18 protein-coding genes are annotated in these 17,572 nt (G+C 74.0%); 7 read left to right on the top strand and 11 right to left on the bottom strand.

Annotation, left to right across the window (positions count from 1 at the left end):
* Nucleotides 1–9 precede the first annotated feature (9 nt).
* Nucleotides 10–828: a class I SAM-dependent methyltransferase gene (locus ACW14Y_RS12720; RefSeq protein WP_456986793.1), complete on the bottom strand. Its 819-nt coding sequence runs from the start codon at nt 826–828 to the stop codon at nt 10–12.
* 280 nt (nt 829–1,108) lie between these two features.
* Entirely contained in the window at nt 1,109–1,504 is a 396-nt protein-coding gene (locus tag ACW14Y_RS12715; protein WP_380387337.1) for a MerR family transcriptional regulator, read from the bottom strand.
* Between the two features lie 68 nt (nt 1,505–1,572).
* On the opposite strand from ACW14Y_RS12715, the gene ACW14Y_RS12710 reads away from it, so the two are divergent.
* The gene (locus ACW14Y_RS12710; protein ID WP_456986792.1) at nt 1,573–2,883 is read left to right on the top strand and encodes an MFS transporter; all 1,311 of its coding nucleotides are present in this window, start codon (nt 1,573–1,575) and stop codon (nt 2,881–2,883) included.
* Nucleotides 2,884–2,893: 10 nt separating this feature from the next.
* A complete protein-coding gene (locus ACW14Y_RS12705) occupies nt 2,894–3,496 on the top strand; it encodes a hypothetical protein (protein ID WP_456986791.1) in 603 nt (200 codons plus the stop codon).
* Here the strand turns inward: ACW14Y_RS12705 and ACW14Y_RS12700 are convergent.
* Complete coding sequence (locus ACW14Y_RS12700; RefSeq protein ID WP_456986790.1) at nt 3,480–4,565, bottom strand: DNA alkylation repair protein; 1,086 nt, start codon at nt 4,563–4,565, stop codon at nt 3,480–3,482. The genes ACW14Y_RS12705 and ACW14Y_RS12700 overlap by 17 nt on opposite strands.
* Before the next feature lie 396 nt (nt 4,566–4,961).
* On the opposite strand from ACW14Y_RS12700, the gene ACW14Y_RS12695 reads away from it, so the two are divergent.
* Both ACW14Y_RS12695 and ACW14Y_RS12690 read left to right on the top strand, forming a co-directional pair.
* Nucleotides 4,962–5,420: an RICIN domain-containing protein gene (locus tag ACW14Y_RS12695; protein ID WP_375910339.1), complete on the top strand. Its 459-nt coding sequence runs from the start codon at nt 4,962–4,964 to the stop codon at nt 5,418–5,420.
* 456 nt (nt 5,421–5,876) lie between these two features.
* Nucleotides 5,877–6,215 carry a hypothetical protein gene (locus ACW14Y_RS12690; protein WP_380304779.1) on the top strand — a complete coding sequence of 113 codons (339 nt, stop codon included), beginning with the start codon at nt 5,877–5,879 and terminating at the stop codon, nt 6,213–6,215.
* Between the two features lie 51 nt (nt 6,216–6,266).
* Here ACW14Y_RS12690 and ACW14Y_RS12685 read toward each other — a convergent pair whose 3' ends face one another.
* Complete coding sequence (locus ACW14Y_RS12685) at nt 6,267–6,935, bottom strand: DNA-binding response regulator (RefSeq protein ID WP_456986789.1); 669 nt, start codon at nt 6,933–6,935, stop codon at nt 6,267–6,269.
* Between the two features lie 67 nt (nt 6,936–7,002).
* Between ACW14Y_RS12685 and ACW14Y_RS12680 the strand changes: the two genes are divergently transcribed.
* Nucleotides 7,003–7,857 carry an oxidoreductase gene (locus tag ACW14Y_RS12680; RefSeq protein WP_456986788.1) on the top strand — a complete coding sequence of 285 codons (855 nt, stop codon included), beginning with the start codon at nt 7,003–7,005 and terminating at the stop codon, nt 7,855–7,857.
* A gap of 115 nt (nt 7,858–7,972) precedes the next feature.
* Here ACW14Y_RS12680 and ACW14Y_RS12675 read toward each other — a convergent pair whose 3' ends face one another.
* The 5 genes from ACW14Y_RS12675 to soxR form a co-directional block, all read right to left on the bottom strand.
* Nucleotides 7,973–8,584, bottom strand: coding sequence for an RICIN domain-containing protein (locus ACW14Y_RS12675; RefSeq protein ID WP_456986787.1), 612 nt, complete (start codon nt 8,582–8,584; stop codon nt 7,973–7,975).
* Between the two features lie 37 nt (nt 8,585–8,621).
* Nucleotides 8,622–9,203 carry a hypothetical protein gene (locus ACW14Y_RS12670; RefSeq protein WP_380304787.1) on the bottom strand — a complete coding sequence of 194 codons (582 nt, stop codon included), beginning with the start codon at nt 9,201–9,203 and terminating at the stop codon, nt 8,622–8,624.
* A 314-nt stretch (nt 9,204–9,517) separates the two neighbouring features.
* A complete protein-coding gene (locus ACW14Y_RS12665; protein WP_456986786.1) occupies nt 9,518–10,255 on the bottom strand; it encodes an AAA family ATPase in 738 nt (245 codons plus the stop codon).
* A 59-nt stretch (nt 10,256–10,314) separates the two neighbouring features.
* Nucleotides 10,315–10,797 (bottom strand): cupredoxin domain-containing protein, encoded by a 483-nt coding sequence (locus tag ACW14Y_RS12660; RefSeq protein WP_456986785.1) that lies wholly within the window; start codon nt 10,795–10,797, stop codon nt 10,315–10,317.
* A gap of 104 nt (nt 10,798–10,901) precedes the next feature.
* On the bottom strand, nt 10,902–11,411 hold the full coding sequence (gene soxR, locus ACW14Y_RS12655) for a redox-sensitive transcriptional activator SoxR (protein WP_380304793.1): 510 nt from the start codon (nt 11,409–11,411) through the stop codon (nt 10,902–10,904).
* A 55-nt stretch (nt 11,412–11,466) separates the two neighbouring features.
* Here soxR and ACW14Y_RS12650 point away from each other — a divergent pair, with 55 nt between their 5' ends.
* Both ACW14Y_RS12650 and ACW14Y_RS12645 read left to right on the top strand, forming a co-directional pair.
* Nucleotides 11,467–12,171, top strand: a complete 705-nt coding sequence (locus tag ACW14Y_RS12650; RefSeq protein WP_380436894.1) for a transketolase — start codon at nt 11,467–11,469, stop codon at nt 12,169–12,171.
* 22 nt (nt 12,172–12,193) lie between these two features.
* On the top strand, nt 12,194–13,087 hold the full coding sequence (locus tag ACW14Y_RS12645) for a transketolase family protein (RefSeq protein WP_380304797.1): 894 nt from the start codon (nt 12,194–12,196) through the stop codon (nt 13,085–13,087).
* Between the two features lie 66 nt (nt 13,088–13,153).
* On the opposite strand, the gene treZ is transcribed toward ACW14Y_RS12645, so the two are convergent.
* Nucleotides 13,154–14,872 (bottom strand): malto-oligosyltrehalose trehalohydrolase, encoded by a 1,719-nt coding sequence (gene treZ / locus ACW14Y_RS12640; RefSeq protein ID WP_380436890.1) that lies wholly within the window; start codon nt 14,870–14,872, stop codon nt 13,154–13,156.
* 83 nt (nt 14,873–14,955) lie between these two features.
* Nucleotides 14,956–17,532, bottom strand: coding sequence for an alpha-amylase family glycosyl hydrolase (locus ACW14Y_RS12635; RefSeq protein WP_456986784.1), 2,577 nt, complete (start codon nt 17,530–17,532; stop codon nt 14,956–14,958).
* Nucleotides 17,533–17,572 lie beyond the last annotated feature (40 nt).

Below are 17,572 nucleotides of genomic sequence, written 5' to 3'. Positions count from 1 at the left end.
CCCGTCCCCTCATCGCTGCCGGCCGGCGGATCGGCCGACCGGCCCCCGCCCCTGTCCACTCTCCTTCCTGCCCGGTCGTGGCGCCCGCATGCCTCGGTCGGCGAGCGGCCTGCGGAACAACGCGGTGAGCAGCACGGACAGGCCGAAGAGCGGGGACGCGGGCTCCTGCGGGACCATCGGGCGGATCTCCAGCTCGGCGAACCCGGCGAAGATCCATCGGAGTTCGTCCGGAGTGAAGGCCAGTCCGCCGTCCAGCCGGCCGTTGCGGTACAGCGCGGCGTCCGGCAGTTCCGAACCCATCTCGCCGGCCGCGAAGCAGGTCAGCCCGAAGTAGCCGCCCGGCGCGAGGACGCGTTCCAACAGCGCCAGGTAGCTGATCCGGCGGTGCGGCGGGAGGTGGTGCAGACAGCCCGAGTCGTACACCAGGTCGTAGCGGTCGTGGGGGAGTTCGGTGCTGAAGATGTTGCCGTGGTGGAAGCGCGGGGCGACGCCCGCCGCCTCCGCGCGCTCGCGCGCCCAGTCGAGGGCGGTCGCGGAGAGGTCGACGGCGTCCACCTCGAAGCCGAGCGAGGCGAGGTGCACGGCGTTGCGGCCCGCCCCGCAACCGAGGTCCAGCACCCGCGCGCCGGGCGCCAGCAGGCCGCCGTCGAGCCGTGCGACGAGGTTCTCGTCCGGCTTGTCGACGAAGAACGGCCGCCCCGAGGACCGGTCGGCGTAGAAGCCGTCCCACCAGTCGGCGGCCCGGTCGGTCCAGCGGTCCGCCTCGGGGCGGAAGAGCCCGTCGAGCAGGTCGAGGACGTCGTCGACGGAGCGGATGGCGCGGTTCAAGGGCGGGCCTTTCGGTGGGGTGGGATGCTCCCAGCCTAGGAGTCCGCGGCCGTACTCTCACCCCCGATTCCCTGTGCCGAAAAGGCCGTTGAGCCCCGCTGCGGCCCCGGTCGGACGTCCCCGTCCTGGCCCCCGGTCCCCGGGGCGGGCGACCGGCCGCCCCGTGCCGCAGGCCCGGGAAAGGGCCTTCGGGCGGGCCGCCGGAGCCCGCCCGGCGGAGGTGCCGGATCACATGTCGATCACGTTCCGGAGGCCGCTCCGCCCGCGTCCCGAGTCCCGCTCAGGCGCCGTCGGCCGCACCGGCGGAGAGGAGTTCGCAGTCGGCGAAGTTCATGCAGCCGCAGGCGAGGCAGGCCGCGACGGCGTCCCGGAGCTGCTGGGTCTGCCGGACGACGCGGTCGAGCTCGGGCAGCTTGCGTTCGGCCAGGGCGCGCCACTGGCGGGTGGTGCCGCGCGTGGTGGAGGTGTCCAGCAGCCCCCGGATCTCGGCCAGCGTGAAGCCCGCCCGCTGGGACATCCGGATCAGGGCGACCCGGCGCAGCGTGGCCGCCGGCCAGACCCGGCGGCCGCCCTCGCGGCGCGCGGCGGGCAGCAGGCCGAGGCTCTCGTAGTACCGCAGCGCCGAGGGCCGCAGACCGGTCTGCCGGGCCAGCTCCCCGATACCGACGTCCTGCACGTCCGCCCCCGCCCGTCTCCCCGGTTCCGCTTGACTTCAAGCGCGCGTGAACCGCTTGCCTGGCCTGCATGATCTCATCCGCACCACTGGTCCGGCGGCTTCCCCCGGCCTACCGTCCGCTGTTCGCCCCGGGCCCGTTCCGCCGGCTGCTCCCCGCGCTCGCGGTGTCCGACCTCGGGGACGGCATGAGCGCCGTCGCCGTGCCGTGGCTCGCGCTGCGACTGGCCCCGCCGGGGCGGGCCGGCCTGTTCGTCGGCGCCGCCGTCGCCGCCTACGTCCTGCCCGGCGCGCTCGGTGCGCTGCTGCTCGGCCGGTGGCTGCGCGGACTGCCCGCGCGGCGGCTGATCCGGGCGGACGCGTGGACGCGCGCGGCGCTGCTCGGCGGGATCCCGGTCGGATGGGCGTTCGGTGTGCTGGAGCCCTGGCTGCTGCTGGTCCTGCTGGCCGGATCCTCGCTGCTGCACGGGTGGGGCGCGAGCGCCCGGTACGCCCTGGTGGCCGAGGTGCTCCCGGCCGATCGGCGGCTGGCGGCCAACGCGCTGCTCAGTACGAGCGGCTGGGTGGCGATGATCGCCGGACCGGCGCTGGCGGGGACGCTGACGGCGGTGGTCGCGCCGACCTGGGTGCTCGGGCTGGACGCCCTGTCGTTCGCGGTGCTGGCCGTCGGTGCCGGGCGGCTGTCCGCCGCCCCCGGTGCCGTCCCCGCCTCCGCCCGGGACCGCGCGGAGGGGGAGGCCGTGCCGCGCGGCGAGGGGCTGCGGGTACTGCGGTCCAGGCCGGAACTGCTCGGGCTGCTCGCACTGACCTGGCTGTTCAACCTGGCCTGGGGCCCGGTGGAGGTCGCGCTGCCGCTGTTCGTCGGGCAGGAGCTGGCGGCCGGTCCGGGTCTGCTCGGCACCTACTGGGCGGCCTTCGGGGTCGGGGCGGTGCTGGGCGCGCTGGCCGTCGGCATGCTGCGCCGCGGCGCGGTCCGGCGGGTGCTGCTGGGGATCGTCGCCGCGCACGGCGTCGCCCTGCTGTCGTTCGCGCCGCCCGGGCCGGCCGCGGTCTCGGTGGCCGGGTTCGCCGTGGCCGGGGTGGTGTACGGCCCGTACGGAGCGTTGTCGCTCGGCCTGTTCCAGGACCTCACGCCGCCGCCCGCCCTCACCTCCGTCCTCGCCCTGAGGTCGTCCGTGCTGCTGACGGCTTCCCCGGCGGGCGCGACCCTGGGCGGTCCGCTGACGGCCGCGCTGGGGCCGCGCGCCGTGCTGGTCGGCGCGGGACTGGCGATGATCACCGTGGCCGGGTGCGCGGCCGGAGCGCCGGTCCTGTCCGGACGGCTCGTGCGCGGGAAGTCGGCGGGTCCGACTTCCCGCGCACGGGTCGGGGCCGGCGGGTAGGGTCCGGCGCATGACGGACGACGGTGTGCGGGTGGTGCTGATCGGCGGGACGTCGAACACCGGGAAGTCGACGCTCGGCCGGCTGCTGGCGGACCGGCTCGGCTTCGCGTACCGGTCGACGGACGCGCTGGCGCGCCACCCCGGTCGCCCGTGGCCGGTACCGGGGTGGGAGGTGCCGCCGCACGTGGCCGAGCACTACCGGACCCTCACCGTCGAGGAGTTGATCGCCTCGGTGCGGGAGCACTACGCGCGGCTGTGGCCCCGGATCGAGCAGCTGATCGCGGAGGGTGCGGGTGCGGGCCTCGTCCTGGAGGGCTCGGCCCTGTGGCCGCCCGAGGTGGCGCGGCTCACCGGCAGCGGGGTGTCCGCGCACTGGCTGCGCGCGGACGAGGCCGTCCTGCGCACCCGGATCCGGGCGTCCGGCCGCTACCCGGAGGCGACCCCGGACGGCCGGTACCTGATGGACAAGTTCCTGGCCAGGTCGGTGCGCTACCAGGAACTGCTGCTCGCCGAGCTGTCGGTGCTCGGCTCGGAGCCGCTGGAGGCGGGGGACGGCCGGTCCGTCGAGCAGCTCGCGGACGCGGTCCTGCCGACCGTCACAGGTGCAGGGTGAACGAACCCTCGCCGTGGCGGCGGCCGTTGACCTGGAGCTCCAGCAGGTGCACGCCGGGGTGGTAGCGCCGGGTGCTGATCGGCTTCACGCCGTGCCGCCTGGTCGCCCGCAGGGTCTCGCCGGGCGCCAGTGAGCGGGTGGTCAGCTTGAAGACCTTGGGCGTCCGGCCGCCGTTGGCCTTCACATGGTGCACCACGTAGTCGATCACCACGCTGGTGGCCTCGTCGTGGGTGTTGGTCACCGCGTACTCGAACACCAGGTCCTCGCCGAGCCGGACGTCCGGGGTCAGCACCCGCGGGCCCTCGACGGTCACCTCGACGTCCGGGCGGTGGCCGAACAGCGTGAGCGCCTCCGGGTGGCCCGCCTTGATCAACGTCCGCAGGCCGTGCCGGACCAGCTGCGGCGTGGTCGGCGCCGGATCGGCGAGCCAGCGGCCGGCGGCCTCGACGGCGAGGTCGGGGTGGTCGCGGCTGATGTCGTTCAGGTGGTTGGCGACCGAGCGGCGCACGTAGTCGGACCCGTCCCGGTACAGCGCGTCGAGCAGTGGCAGCGCGGGCCTCGGATCGGCGATCAGTGCCGGCAGCTGGGGAGCCCACGGCAGACGCGGCCGGGTGCCCTCGCTGGCGAGCCGCCGGACGTGCGGGTCCGGGTGCTCGGTCCACCGCGTGACGACAGCGAGCGCTCGGGCCTGGTCGGCCCGGAGGAACGGGCGGACGGCGCTCTCGGAGGTGTGCCGGGGCGTGAGCGCGGCGAGCAGCGCGAGCGCGGGCTCGAACGCGTCCAGGCCGCGCACGGCGACGGCCTCGCCGACCGGGAAGGTCATCCACCCGGTGAACTCCTCGTCCCGCAGCGCGTCCTGCAGCACCCGCTCGAACTCCGGGTAGCCGGCCGGGAGATCGGCGAGCACGGCCTCGCGGATCGCGACGACGCGTTCGCGGAAGCCGAGCGGGTCCAGGGCCGCGCCGCAGCGGTCGAGGGCCTCGGTGGTGAGGCCGTGCCCGGTGCGGGCGAGGCAGCGGGCGAGCGCGGCGACGGTGTCCTGGGCGATCATCTCGGCGGCCGTGGGCACGGTTGCCTCCTGGTGACGTGCGGGTTTGCCGTGGTCGTCGAACGGTACGCGGTGGGTCGGACAACGCCCGGTTCTGCCGGATCCGGCCAAGTTCGTGGTCGAAGACTTCGGGTGCTGAATGGTCGGGTATGCGTGATTTCTCCGCTTTGTGTTGGCCTTGCCATGACATCCCCGCATCGGCGCGGTCTGTCCAGCACTGATCGGGAGAATGTCCGGCCATATCCGCCGATGTACCGGCGGGCATTGTTCCGTTCTGGCCCGAGAAATCCGGATCACCCAATTCCAGGTGGCCGAAGCTGGACATGTCCGGAGATCCGGAGGTCCAACCAAGGGATTCTGCGGATAAGTTCGACGTCGACCGGTCAGACGGACCGGTCGACATCGGGAGGAAATGCGATGAAGCTCGTCAAGCGCACCGCTGCCCTTGCTGCCTCGACGGCCGTCCTGGCCGGCGGCCTGACGTTCCTGTCCACCGGACCGGCGAGCGCCGCCTCCGGCTACGTCACCCTGACCAACCTCGCCACCAGCCGCGTCCTGGACAGCAACGGCAACGGCAACGTGTACACCCTCGGCGCCAACGGCGGCTCGTACCAGGTCTGGTGGGCCGGCGACGAGGGCAACGAGACCTACACCTTCAAGAACCTGGCCACCGGCCGCTGCCTCGACAGCAACGGTGACGGCAAGGTCTACACGCTGGGCTGCAACGGCGGCAACTACCAGAAGTGGGTCAAGAGCTGGGGCGGCAACGGCGCCTTCTACCGGAACGTCGCCACCGGCCGCTACCTGGACAGCAACGTGAACGGCGACGTCTACGCCATCGGCGGCAATGGTGGCAACTACCAGAAGTGGAACTGATTCCCGATCGGGGCGATTTCCGCCTCCTGATCGGAAAGTTCTTCCAGTGAGGAAATGAAGAACGCCCTCCCCGGCGCCTCAATCTCCGGGGAGGGCGTTTCCGTGCGTCGGCGGCCGGGTCCTCCTGCGACTCGTCGTGCCGGCGGTTCGGGTGAAGGTCGGGGGGAAGCACCGGGGCGCGCGCGGGCAAAGATCGTCCGGCTGGAGATCGCGGCGCAGGCAACCCCCGGGGGAACGGCGGATTCCGGCCGTTGGGCCGGTGGTTGGTGCACGGCTTCCGCGAAACGGGCGACTCGTCAGACGCGGGACGCGCCGGGCGTCCCAGGTCGGGTGGACGAACCAGCAGCGTACGGCGGGCCTGGCGACAATTCCTGTGTCATATGCGGAACTTCACACTCCCTCCCTATATTCGCCGCGGCAGGAACTGCCACCACCGACAACGAGGACGGAACCATCGTGCGCAGGAACACCAAGAGGATCAGCCTGGCCGGTTGTCTGCTGGCCGGCGTCGCCGCGGCCGCGGTCGTCACGGCGCCGGCCGCGAGTGCCCAGAGCAGCTCGCCGACCCGGGTCACCGGCATCAACTGCAGCACCGGGTCGTTCGGCCAGGACGGCAACCAGTGGTACTACAACGTCTCCTGCTCGGCCACGGGCACCACCAAGTGGTGGGTGAACATCAGCTGCTCCGACAACTCCAGCCGCATCTCCGGGCCGTACACCACCTTCCAGAACGTCCGCCTGTACTGCCCGCCGAACACCACCCCCAAGCAGGGCTGGGTCAGCTACACCCCGTGACGCTTTGACAAGCGCGCCGCCGCCCAGGCTCAGGGGGCGGCGGCGCGACCGTTACGCCCCGCGCAGCCCCAACTCCCCGGCGCGCAGGCCGGCCTGGAAGCGGGAGCCGGCTTCGAGCCGTTCCATCAGTTCGGCCACCCGCCGCCGGTAGGTGCGCAGCGAGACGCCGAGCCGCCGGGCCGCCACCTCGTCGGTGAGCCCGGAGGCGAGGGACCGGAGGATCGTGCGGCCGTCCGCGTCGAGCTGCGGCGCGTCGCCCGACAGGTAGACGTCGAGGTCGACGGCGCTGTCCCAGGCGGCCTGGAAGAGCGTGTGCACGCCGTCGATCAGGGTCTGCGACGTGGTCACGGTGTACTCGCGGCCGGCGGGGTTCTCCCGGCCCGCCAGGATCATCACCCGCCGGTCGATGAGGATGGTCTCGTGCGGCAGCGGTGAGCCGCTGATCCGGACCAGGGCGCCCGCGCCCTGCACCAGCCGCAGGTGGGCGCGGGCCTCCTCGTCGGCGAGGGCGACCGGGCTGAGGAGCTTGCGGGCGGTGAAGCCGGGCGTGGCGGCGTCCCGCATCCGGGCCCGGACCGCGGCCCTCGCCTCCGGCCGGGACCAGGTGCGGAGGTCCCTGGCCGCGCACAGGAACTCGGTCCGCGCGGACTCGAAGAGATGGCCGGCGCGCGCCGTCAGTTCCGCGTCGCCGTGGACCGTGAACACCTGATCGTCGCTCATCCGTCCAGTCTGGCAGCAACTGGCCACGCTCTCGCCGGGGTTCGTGGCGGCGGACAGCATGGGACGCATGACGACCACGACGAACACGACATTCCTCCTCGGCGGCGACCTCCCCGTCGACCGGCTCGGCTTCGGCGCGATGCGCCTCGCGGCCGGCACCTTCGACGGCCCGGCACGCGATCCGGAGACCGGCATCGCGGTGTTGCGGCGCGCCGTCGAGCTCGGGGTGAACCACATCGACACGGCCGGCTTCTACAACCGCGGAGCGGTGCGCGCCAACGAACTGATCCGCAGGGCGCTCACCCCGTACCGGGACGACCTGGTGATCGCCACCAAGGTCGGTCCGCTGCCCGGTCCGGACGGTGTGCCGACCGGGCACGCGACGCCGGACCAGCTGCGCGGCCTGGTGGAGGCGGATCTGCGGGCCCTCGGAGTGGACCGGCTGGACCTGGTCTACCTGCGGGTGGGCGGGCTGACCGGGCCGGACACCGGGTCGATCGCGGACCGGTTCGCGGCGCTCGCCGAACTCCGCGAGCAGGGGCTGGTCCGGCACCTGGGCGTGAGCAACGTCGACGCCACCCAGCTCGCCGAGGCGCGGGCGATCGCGCCCGTCGCGGCGGTGCAGAACAACTCGTCCGGGAACGGCGCGGGGCTGCTGGCCGACTGCGAGGCGGCGGGCATCGCGTACGTGCCGTACTTCCCGCTCGGCGGGGGCCTGTTCCCGCTCGACCGCGATCGGCTGGGCCGGGTCGCCGCCCGGGTGGGCGCGACCACGTCGCAGGTGGCGCTCGCCGCGCTGCTGGCGGCCTCGCCGTCGGTGCTCGCGATTCCGGGCACCGGGTCGCTCGACCACCTGGAGGAGAACCTCGCGGCGGGCGCCCTCGTCCTCGGCGCCGAGGACCTGGCCGAGCTGCGCCCCTGACCGGGGGCGCGGCTCGGCCGGGGCCGCCGTTCTCGATCTTCTCGATCTTCTCGAACCGGAAGCGCGGCTGCCGTCGTCCCGGCCCTCGACCTCGGTCGTTACCTGCGGATTCGGGTCAGTAGACCACGAAGGTGAAGGCGGTGGCGCGGTTCGCGTACTGGGCGACGTGCGAGCCGTTGCCGGCGAAGTCGCCCTGGATCGCCATCCACTGCCCACTGTGCTGGACCTGGAGCGTCACTATGGGGGAGCCCGGTTCCTGGTTGCGCCAGAACCTCTGGTTCGCGCCGATGTAGCCGTCGCAGCGGTCGACGGAGAACCAGTGCCCCTCCAGCTGGTAGCCGCCCCAGAGGGTGATGCAGCGGCCGTCCGCCTTGGACCTGAAGATGTAGTCGGAGGCCGACGGGTCGGCGGCCGAGCGGCAGGCCTCCCACTGTTGGGTGGGTGCGTCCGTCCGCGGGCGCTGGTAGATCGCCTTGCTGTCGGAGGCCTGGTCGTACTCCAGCACCATGTTCGGCGTGGGCGTTTCGATCCGCAGGTAGTACCCGTCGCAGATCCACCCGTTCCAGTTCCGCTCGGTCACGCGCTGGGTGCCGGCGCTCGCGGGGCTCGCCGCCACGGCCGCCGTGACCAGGAGGATCGTGGTGGCGAGGGCGATCCTGACGGCCGTCCCGGCCGTGCGCAGGAAGCGCCGGGCGGACCGGCGGACACGGGGTGAGGTGCCCGTCATGGTGTTCTCCTCTGTCCGTTCGCGCGTCATCGGGTGATCAGCACCCCAACCGGATCTGGGCGACCCGGCGCAGGGTGCCGGCGGGCTCCGGCACGGAGCAGACGACCGTGCCGATCTCGGGCGTCTCGAAGGTGGTGAACGTGCCGACGCCGTCCCTGAGCGCGTTCGTCCACACGCCGGTGTTCGGGCCGGTCTCGGCGCACAGGTACTTCACCCAGGAGCCCTGCACCCGGCGGGTGCCGCGGTAGAGGCCGTAGTAGCCGGGCTTGTTGAAGTTCCAGGTGGAGGTGATCTGGGAGGTCGTCGTGCTCGACGTGGTGTTCTGGACGGAGAATCCGACCTTGGCCTGCACCTTGACGAAGAGCGGGGCGACGTTGGCCGTGATCTCGGTGCTGCGGTTGACGGTGGTGGTGACCGAGTCGATCCGGGTCAGGGACTCGGTGCGCTGGCCGGTCGTCCCGTCAGCGACGTTCACCGCCAGGAAGTCGGTGACCACGGGGTCGACCTGGGCGGCGGTGACCTCGATCCAGACCGGCTCGGTGGCCGGGTTGCAGCTGGTCGTCGGGGGCCGCTGGATCGGGGTGGCGTCAGCCGCTCCGGTACCGAGCGTGCAGACCATCGTGAGGGCGCTCAGGGCCAGGGCGGTGTGCCCGGTGGTGCGGCGGAGGAAACCGGTGCGGTTCAGTGTGAACTCCTCGGGCTCATGGTGGGCAAAGGAATGTCACATGCATGACAACTAAAATTGTCGGGGGTGGGGACGCTGCTCCGGTGGCTCCCTGTGATCGGAGCCACCGGGAGTCTGTCATCGGCGTACGGGGCCCCGGTATCCCAGGACTCTGGGGGGAGTTCGGGGTCGTCCGGGGCATCCCGGTGCGACGGGCCGACGGCCGGCGCAGGACCGACCGGCCGTCTGTCGCTGCCCGCGCAGCCGGCTCAGAGCAGGTGCCGCAGGTACGCCTCCGGCCGTTCCAGGTAGCGGCGCCAGTGGTCGACGATCGCGAGGTCCTGCCACCGGGTCCGCCGGATCCCGTGCTCGCCGACCTCCAGGACGGCCGCGCCCGGCACGGAGGCCAGGATCGGGGAGTGGGTCGCGCAGATCACCTGGGCGCCGCCGCGGCCGAGCTCGGCGAGCAGGGCGACCAGGCGCAGGCTGGAGGTGAAGGAGAGGGCCGCCTCCGGCTCGTCCAGCACATACAGCCCTGGGCCCTGGAACATCGACTCGAACACGGTGAGGAAGCCCTCGCCGTGGCTCATCAGGTCGGTCCGCTCCTCCCAGTAGCCGGGCCATCCCTGCTTCTCCTCCATCATCCCCATCGCCGTCTCGGCCCGGAGGAAGAAGCCGCGCCGCTTGGCGCGCGGGCCCGAGGCCATGGCGAGCCCGCGCGGCGTGTAGTCCAGGTGGAGGCGCTCGCCGAGGGCGCTCTTCGCGCGCGGCGAGGCGTAGCGGGCGCCGCCGCGCCCGCCGTAGGAGTCCAGTCCGAACGCCTCCGCCACCGCCTCGACCAGGGTCGACTTGCCGCTGCCGTTCTCACCGACCAGGAAGGTCACCGGTGCGGGCAGCGACACTCCCGCCCCGAGCAGGGCGCCCACGCACGGCACCGTCCACGGCCACTCGTCGCGCTCGTCCGCGGGGACGAGCTGGGGGTGGACGCGTATCCGGTCGACGATCATGGGCGAGCCTTTCCTGCGGGTTCCGTCCCGAGGCTAGGCGGTGGGTCCGACACGAACGGTCACTGGACGACGAGGGTGCCCGTCATGGTCGGGTGGACGTCGCAGTGGAACGGGTACGAGCCGGGGGCGGTGGGGGCGGTGATCGTCGCCGACTTGCCCTGTTCCAGCAGGCCGGTGTCGAAGGCCCCGGCGTTGGGGGCGATGGCGGTGAGGGTGTGGCCGGTGTCGTCCTGGTTGGTGACGGTGATCGTGGTGCCCGGGGCCACGGTGAGGGTGGCGGGGTCGAACTTGAAGTCCTTGATCGTCACCGTCACCGCCCCGGCGGGTGCGGAGGAGGCCGCGGAGGAAGGAGCGGGGGACGAAGCGGCCGGGGAGGAGACCGCCGGGGACGAGACGGCGGGGGAGGAGCCACCCCCGCCCCCACTGCTCGAACAGCCGGCGACCCCGAGCAGCAGCCCGCCCACCGCCAGGCCCGCGAGGGCGGTCCGGAACGGACGGAAGGAACGGACCGAACGGAACGGACGGGAAGAACGGCGGTTCATCAGCGGCTCCAGCCTCGCTACCTGCGGTGACCCGCCCACGCTAGAACGACCGGCCCCGCCGCCCCGGCGGACGCGCCGCGCACGCGGGCGGCGCATCCGCCCGGTCAGACGCTGTCCGGCCCGTCCGCCGGGGCGGGCTCCGGGCCGGTGGCCGGGTCGCGGGTGAGCAGGTAGCGGGCGCCGGGGCCGGTCGCGCCGGCGCGGTCGGCGGCGTTGTAGAGCCCGCAGCGGGTGAGCGAGAGGCAGCCGCAGCCGATGCAGCCGCCGAGCTTGGCCTTGAGCCGCTCCAGCTCGGCGATCTGCTCGTCGATCCGGCTCTGCCAGGACTCCGCGACCCCGTCCCACTCCCGGCCGCTGGGGGCGCGGTGCTCGGGGAGCCGGTCGAGGGCGACCTTGGCCTCGTCGAGGGACAGCCCGACCCGCTGGGCGGCCCGGACGAAGGCGATCCGGCGCAGCGTGCCGCGGGTGTACCGGCGCTGGTTGCCGGTGGTGCGGGTGGCGTGGATCAGGCCCAGTCGCTCGTAGTAGCGCAGGGCGGAGGTGGCGAGGCCGCTCCGCTCGGAGAGCTGGCCGATCGTGAGCAGGTCGTGGCGGCTCGGCCGGTTGGCGATCATGGGTGACACTGTAGCGCTTGACTTGAAGCCGACTTCAGGTTGCAGCATCGGAGGCATGACGAACCGCACCCGAACCCCTGCCTCCGGTTTCGGCGAACTGCCTGGCCTGATGGCGCTGATGACCGGCGACGAGAAGCACGGCCCGGCCGCGACCTCCACCCTGGACGCCCTCTGGGTGCTCTACGACCGGGTCCTGCGGGTCACCCCGGAGACGGCGCAGGCCCAGGACCGGGACCGCTTCCTGCTCTCCAAGGGCCACGGCCCGATGGCGTACTACGCGGTGCTGGCGGCCAAGGGCTTCCTCGACCCGCAGGTGCTGTCCAGCTTCGGCGCCTACGACTCGCCGCTCGGGCACCACCCGGACCGGCTGCTGGTCCCCGGGGTGGAGATCAGCTCGGGCTCGCTGGGGCACGGGCTGCCGATCGGGGTCGGCACGGCGCTCGGCCTGCGCGCCCAGGGCCTGCACGACCCGGCGGTCTGGGTGCTGCTCGGCGACGCGGAGTTCGACGAGGGCTCCAACCACGAGGCGGTGGCCTTCGCCGGGGCCTACGGCCTGGACCGGCTGCACGCCCTGGTGATCGACAACTCCTCCGCCACGCACGGCTGGCGCGGCGGCATCGCGGCCCGCTTCGCCGCCGAGGGCTGGTCGGCGGAGACCGTGGACGGCCGCGACCACGAGGCCCTGCACGCGGCGTACACCGCCGCGCACCCGGGCCGGCCCCGGGTCGTGGTCGCCCGCGTCGAACCGAAGAACTCCTGAGTCGGAAAGGGCCCGAACATCCATGGACACCATGCGCGACCGTTTCATCGAGGTCACTTCCGGACTGCTGGACGAGGACCCCCGGCTCGCCCTCGTCCTCGCGGACATCAGCGCCGCCGGCTTCCAGCAGGCCGCCGGACGGCACCCGGACCGGCTGGTCAACGTCGGCATCCGCGAGCAGCTGCTGATCGGTGCCACCGCCGGACTGGCGCTCACCGGGATGCGGCCGATCGCCCACACCTTCGCCAGCTTCCTGATCGAGCGGCCGTTCGAGCAGGTCAAGCTGGACCTCAACCACCAGGGCGTCGGCGCGGTGCTGGTGAGCGCGGCCGGCTCCTACGACTGGCCGGCCGGCGGCCGCACCCACATGTCTCCGGGCGACGTCGCCCTGCTGGACACCCTGGCCGACTGGACGGTGCACGTGCCCGGCCACCCGGACGAGGCGGAGCGGCTGCTGCGGCACGCGGTGGCCGACGGCGACCGCAAGGTGTACGTCCGGCTGTCCGCGCACCAGAACGAGCGGGCGCTGAAGGTCGAGCCGGGCCGGTTCACGGTGGTCCGCGAGGGCGGCCGGGGCACGGTGGTCGCGGTCGGCCCGATGCTGGACGCCGTCCTCGCCGCCACCGCCAACCTGGACGTCACCGTGCTGTACGCGGCCACCGTCCGGCCCTTCGACGGCGCCGCGCTGCGGGCCGCCACCGAGCGGCGGGCGGACGTGGTGCTGGTCGAGCCGTACCTGGCCGGCACCTCCGCCAACGCGGCGCACGACGCGCTCGCCGACCGGCCGCACCGGCTGCTGGCCCTCGGGGTGCCGCAGGCGGAGCACCGGCAGTACGGCTCGATCCCCGAGCACCTGGCGGCGTACGGACTGGACGCGCACGGGCTGCGGGAGCGGATCGACGGCTTCCTGAAGTAGCGACGGCTGCCCGGAGCTGACGACTGTCCGGAGCGGTGACGGCGACCACCGGCCGGCGCGGGGCCGTCAGCGGCGGACCACCGCGACCGAGTCCGGGTCGAGGGTCAGCCGGTCCCCGGAGCGGCGGTGCCCCCCGAACGCGGCCACCACCTCTCCGGCCGCCGGCACCGCGGCCGCCGCCGTCCCCAGGTTCACCGCCACCCGGAACGGGCCCCGGTGCACCACCAGCCAGCGGGCGTCCTCGTCGAACTCGACCCGGACGGCGGCCAGATCGGGATCGGTCAGCTCGGGGTGCTCCCGCCGCAGCCGGATCAGCGTCCGGCTCCAGTCCAGCAGTGCCCGGTGCGGCTCGCGCCGCGGCTCGGTCCAGTCGAGCACCGAGCGCAGCACGGTGGCCGGCTCCTGCGGGTCCGGCACCGAGTCCGCCGCCCAGCCGTGCTCGGCGAACTCCCGGCGCCGTCCCCGGCGGACGGCCTCGGCGAGGTTCGGGTCGGTGTGGTCGGTGAAGTACTGCCAGGGCGTGGCCGCGCCCCACTCCTCGCCCATGAACAGCATCGGGGTGAACGGCGAGGTGAGCACCAGCGCGGCCCCGCAGGCGAGCCGGCCGGGGTCGAGGCCGGTGGAGATCCGGTCGCCGAGCGCCCGGTTGCCCACCTGGTCGTGGGTCTGGAGGTAGCCGAGCAGCCGGTGGCCGTGGGCGGGCGGGAAGGGGCGGCCGTGGTGGCGGCCGCGGAACGAGGACCAGCCGCCGTCGTGGAAGAACCCCCGGGTGAGGGTCCGGGCCACGGCGGCGAGCGGCGCGGCGGCGAAGTCCCCGTAGTAGCCCTGGGACTCACCGGTCAGGGCGCAGTGCAGGGCGTGGTGGAAGTCGTCGCTCCACTGGGCGGCGAGCCCCTGGCCGCCGGCCTCGCGGGGCCCGGTGGTGCGCGGGTCGTTCAGGTCGGACTCGGCGACCAGGAACAGCGGCCGGTTGGTCGCCACCGCCAACCGGTCGACCTCGGTGGCGAGTTCCTCCAGGAAGTGCACCGCCCGGTCGTCGGCCAGGGCGTGCACGGCGTCCAGCCGCAGGCCGTCGATCCGGTAGTCGCGCAGCCAGCCGAGCGCGCTGCCGATCAGATAGGCGCGCACCTCGTCGGAGCCGGGCGCGTCCAGGTTGACCGCCGACCCCCACGGGGTGTGGTGCCGGTCGGTGAAGTAGGGGCCGAAGGCGGGCAGGTAGTTGCCGGCCGGTCCGAGGTGGTTGTGCACCACGTCGAGGACGACGCCCAGGCCCTTGCGGTGGGCGGCGTCGACGAAGCGCTTGAGGCCCTCGGGGCCGCCGTAGGGCTCGTGCACGGCCCACAGCGACACGCCGTCGTACCCCCAGCCGTGCTTGCCGGGGAACGGGCAGACGGGCATCAGCTCGACGAAGTCGACGCCCAGCTCGACCAGGTGGTCCAGCCGTTCGGCGGCGGCCTCGAAGGTGCCGGCGGCCGTGAAGGTGCCGATGTGCAGCTCGTACAGCACCGCGCCGGGCAGCGGCCGGCCGCGCCAGCCGGTGTGCGACCAGTTGAACGCGGCATGGTCGACGGCCCGGCTGGGCCCGTCCGGGCCGTGCGGCTGCCGGGGCGAGCGCGGGTCCGGCATCGGGCGCCCGCCGTCCAGCACGAACGCGTAGTCCCCGGCGGGCGCCTCGCCCTGCCACCACCCGGCGCGGACGGCGTCCCGGGCCAGCGGGTGGTGTGCGCCGTCGACCGCGACCTCGACCCGGTCGGCGGCGTTCGGGGCCCAGACCTGGTACTTCATGACGTGCCCCTCCCGGTCCGGTGCCTCATGACGTGCCCCTCCCGGCTCGGTGCCTCATGACGCGCCCCTCCCGGCTCGGTACCTCATGACGTACCCCTCCTGGTCAGCAGGACCACCGGCCGGTCGTCGGCCAGCAGTTCGCCCACCGGGACCGGGCCCGACGGGAAGTGTCGGTCCGTCAGTTCGTCCGTCCAGCCCCGTCCGCCGGGCAGGTGCAGCACGGTGTCGTGCCAGCCGCCGGTGCGGGCGAGCCGGTACGGCAGCCTGGTGACGGCGGTGACGACGTCCGGGCCGCGTCCGAAGGCGAGCAGGTGGGCGGCGGCCGGGCCGACGGCGGTGAGCGGGCGGTGGGCGCCCAACTCCCGGGTGCGGCGCAGGTGCAGGGCGGTGGTGGTGAGGTGCAGCTTCTCCCGGGCCAGGTCGCCGGTGCGGGCGGTCGGCGAGTCGGTGAGCCGCACGGCGAGCGCGCCGAGGTCGACCGGGCGCCGGTTGTCCGGGTCGACCAGGGTGTAGAGCGGCTCCTCGCTGCCCTGGTAGAGGTCCGGCACCCCGGGCACGGTGAGGTGCAGCAGCGTGGCGGCGAGCGTGTTGGAGCGGGCGTACGGGGCGAGCCCGGCCACGTAGCCCTCGATCCGGGGCAGCAGCCCGGGGTTGCCGAAGACACCCTGGACGCGGTCGGCGAGGGCGCGTTCGAAGCGGACGTCCTGGGTGGTCCAGGAGGTGCGGAGCTTCGCCTCGCGGGCGGCCTTGAGCACCGCGGCGACCAGCCGGTCCGGGGAGAGCGGCCAGCCGGCGACCAGGGTCTGCCAGAGCAGCCAGTCGCTGTCCGGGTCGTGGCCGGGGCCGGAAGCGGAGCCGTGGCCCGGGCCGTGACCGGAGGAGGGACCGAAAGCGCGGTCGGAGACGTGGCCGGGGCCGCGCCCGGCCGCCGTCGACCAGGCCGCCGCCTCCGCGGCCCACTCCCGGGGCTGCTCGGCCAGCACCGCCAGCCGGGCCCGGGCGTCGGCGCTGCGCTTGGTGTCGTGGGTGGAGAGCACCGTCATGGTGTGCGGCCAGTGCCGTTCGACGTAGTGGCACCAGGCGTGGAAGTCCTCCGGCCGTACCCCGGGCCGGGCGGGCTCGCCGCCGACCTCGTTGAGGCTCAACAGCGCGTTCCAGCGGTAGAAGGCGGTGTCCTCGACGCCCTTGGCGGCCACCGCGGCGGCGGTCTGCCCGAACCGGACGGCGAACTCGTCCTGCTCGGGCCCGCGCCCGAGCGCGCCCGCCGCGAGCTCGGCGACGAACCGGTCGGTGGCGTCGGTGGGCCCCTCGTCGGCCGCGCGGGCGGCGCGCAGCTGCTCGGCGGAGACCTCCGGCAGCGGCTCCCCGGGGCGGACGTAGGGGCGGTACGCGGGGTAGCCGGTCAGCAGCCGGCCCAGGGCGGCGCGCAGCCGCTCCGGCGGGTGGTCGGCGTGCGCCGGGTGGGCGGCGCCGAGCCGGACGGCCAGCCGGACCAGGCGTTCCACCTCGGCCGACAGCTCGCCGCCGGGCCCGGTCATGTCGGCCCGCCCCCGCCGGGCGGCGGCCAGCGCCGGGTGCGGGTCGGCGCACGGCTGACCGGGGTCGGGGTCGCCGTGGTCCGGGTCGGAGCGGCCGTCGGGGGAGGCGGTCAGGAACGCCTCGTAGGCCCCGGCCAGCCGGCAGGCGCCCGCGTGGTCGGTGAGCACGCCGTCGATCCGGCGCAGCGCGTCGTACCCGGTGGTCCCGGCGCAGGGCCAGTCGGCGGGCAGCCGCTCGTCGCCGGTGAGGATCTTCTCCACCACCGTGTAGGCGCCGCCGGTGGCCCCGGCCAGCCGCTCCAGGTAGCCGCGCGGGTCGGCGAGCCCGTCCGGGTGGTCGATCCGGAAGCCGTCCAGCACGCCTTCGCGGTGCAGCCGCAGCAGCACGCCGTGGGTGGCCTCGAACACCTCGGGACGCTCGACCCGGACGGCGATCAGCTCGTTGACGGTGAAGAACCGCCGGTAGTTCAGCTCGGTGCGGGCCAGCCGCCACCAGGCCGGGCGGTACCACTGCCGGGCGAGCAGCTCGGGCAGCGGCAGCGTCTCGGTGCCGGGGCGCAGCGGCAGCACGTGGTCGTGGTAGCGGAGGGTGTCGCCGTCGACGGCCAGCTGGTCGAGGACGGCGCCGAGCCGGTCGCCGAGCAGGGGCAGCAGCACCCGGCCGCGTCCGGGGGCGTCCACCGGGCCGGGCTGGGCGGTCCAGTCGATGTCGAACCAGTGCGCGTACGGCGAGTCGGGGCCGTCCCGCAGCACCTCCCAGAGCGGCCGGTTGAGGTGCTCGGGGACGGGGACCGCCATGTGGTTGGGCACCACGTCGGCGATCAGCCGCAGGTGGTGCCGGTGCGCCTCGGCGGCCAGCGCCCGCAGTGCCTCCTCGCCGCCGAGCTGCTCGGATATCCGGCCGTGGTCGACGGTGTCGTAGCCGTGGGTCGAGCCGGGCGCGGCGGCCAGCAGCGGGGAGAGGTGCAGGTGGGAGACACCGAGGGCGGCCAGGTACGGGACGGCGGCGGTGGCGTCGTGCAGGGTGAAGCCGGGCTGGAGCTGGAGGCGGTAGCTGGCCGAAGGCACGGCGGCGGGGGCGGCGGCCGGGCGGGACTGCGCGGGCTCGGCGGCGTGGGTCATGCCTCATGCCTACCCGGCGGGGCGCGGGGGCAAGACCCGT

It is taken from the genome of Kitasatospora sp. cg17-2 (assembly GCF_054031055.1).
Note: the sequence above shows the minus strand (reverse complement) of the source record. Positions and strands in the feature narration are given on the sequence as shown.

Coding starts and splice junctions, on each gene's coding strand:
- ACW14Y_RS12710 (WP_456986792.1), top strand. CDS start 1,573: ATGATCTCATCCGCACCACTGGTCCGGCGGCTTCCCCCGGCCTACCGT.
- ACW14Y_RS12705 (WP_456986791.1), top strand. CDS start 2,894: ATGACGGACGACGGTGTGCGGGTGGTGCTGATCGGCGGGACGTCGAAC.
- soxR (WP_380304793.1), bottom strand. CDS start 11,411: ATGATCGCCAACCGGCCGAGCCGCCACGACCTGCTCACGATCGGCCAG.
- ACW14Y_RS12685 (WP_456986789.1), bottom strand. CDS start 6,935: ATGAGCGACGATCAGGTGTTCACGGTCCACGGCGACGCGGAACTGACG.
- ACW14Y_RS12670 (WP_380304787.1), bottom strand. CDS start 9,203: ATGGTCTGCACGCTCGGTACCGGAGCGGCTGACGCCACCCCGATCCAG.
- ACW14Y_RS12660 (WP_456986785.1), bottom strand. CDS start 10,797: ATGAACCGCCGTTCTTCCCGTCCGTTCCGTTCGGTCCGTTCCTTCCGT.
- ACW14Y_RS12645 (WP_380304797.1), top strand. CDS start 12,194: ATGGACACCATGCGCGACCGTTTCATCGAGGTCACTTCCGGACTGCTG.
- ACW14Y_RS12680 (WP_456986788.1), top strand. CDS start 7,003: ATGACGACCACGACGAACACGACATTCCTCCTCGGCGGCGACCTCCCC.
- ACW14Y_RS12695 (WP_375910339.1), top strand. CDS start 4,962: ATGAAGCTCGTCAAGCGCACCGCTGCCCTTGCTGCCTCGACGGCCGTC.
- treZ (WP_380436890.1), bottom strand. CDS start 14,872: ATGAAGTACCAGGTCTGGGCCCCGAACGCCGCCGACCGGGTCGAGGTC.
- ACW14Y_RS12675 (WP_456986787.1), bottom strand. CDS start 8,584: ATGACGGGCACCTCACCCCGTGTCCGCCGGTCCGCCCGGCGCTTCCTG.
- ACW14Y_RS12665 (WP_456986786.1), bottom strand. CDS start 10,255: ATGATCGTCGACCGGATACGCGTCCACCCCCAGCTCGTCCCCGCGGAC.
- ACW14Y_RS12650 (WP_380436894.1), top strand. CDS start 11,467: ATGACGAACCGCACCCGAACCCCTGCCTCCGGTTTCGGCGAACTGCCT.
- ACW14Y_RS12635 (WP_456986784.1), bottom strand. CDS start 17,532: ATGACCCACGCCGCCGAGCCCGCGCAGTCCCGCCCGGCCGCCGCCCCC.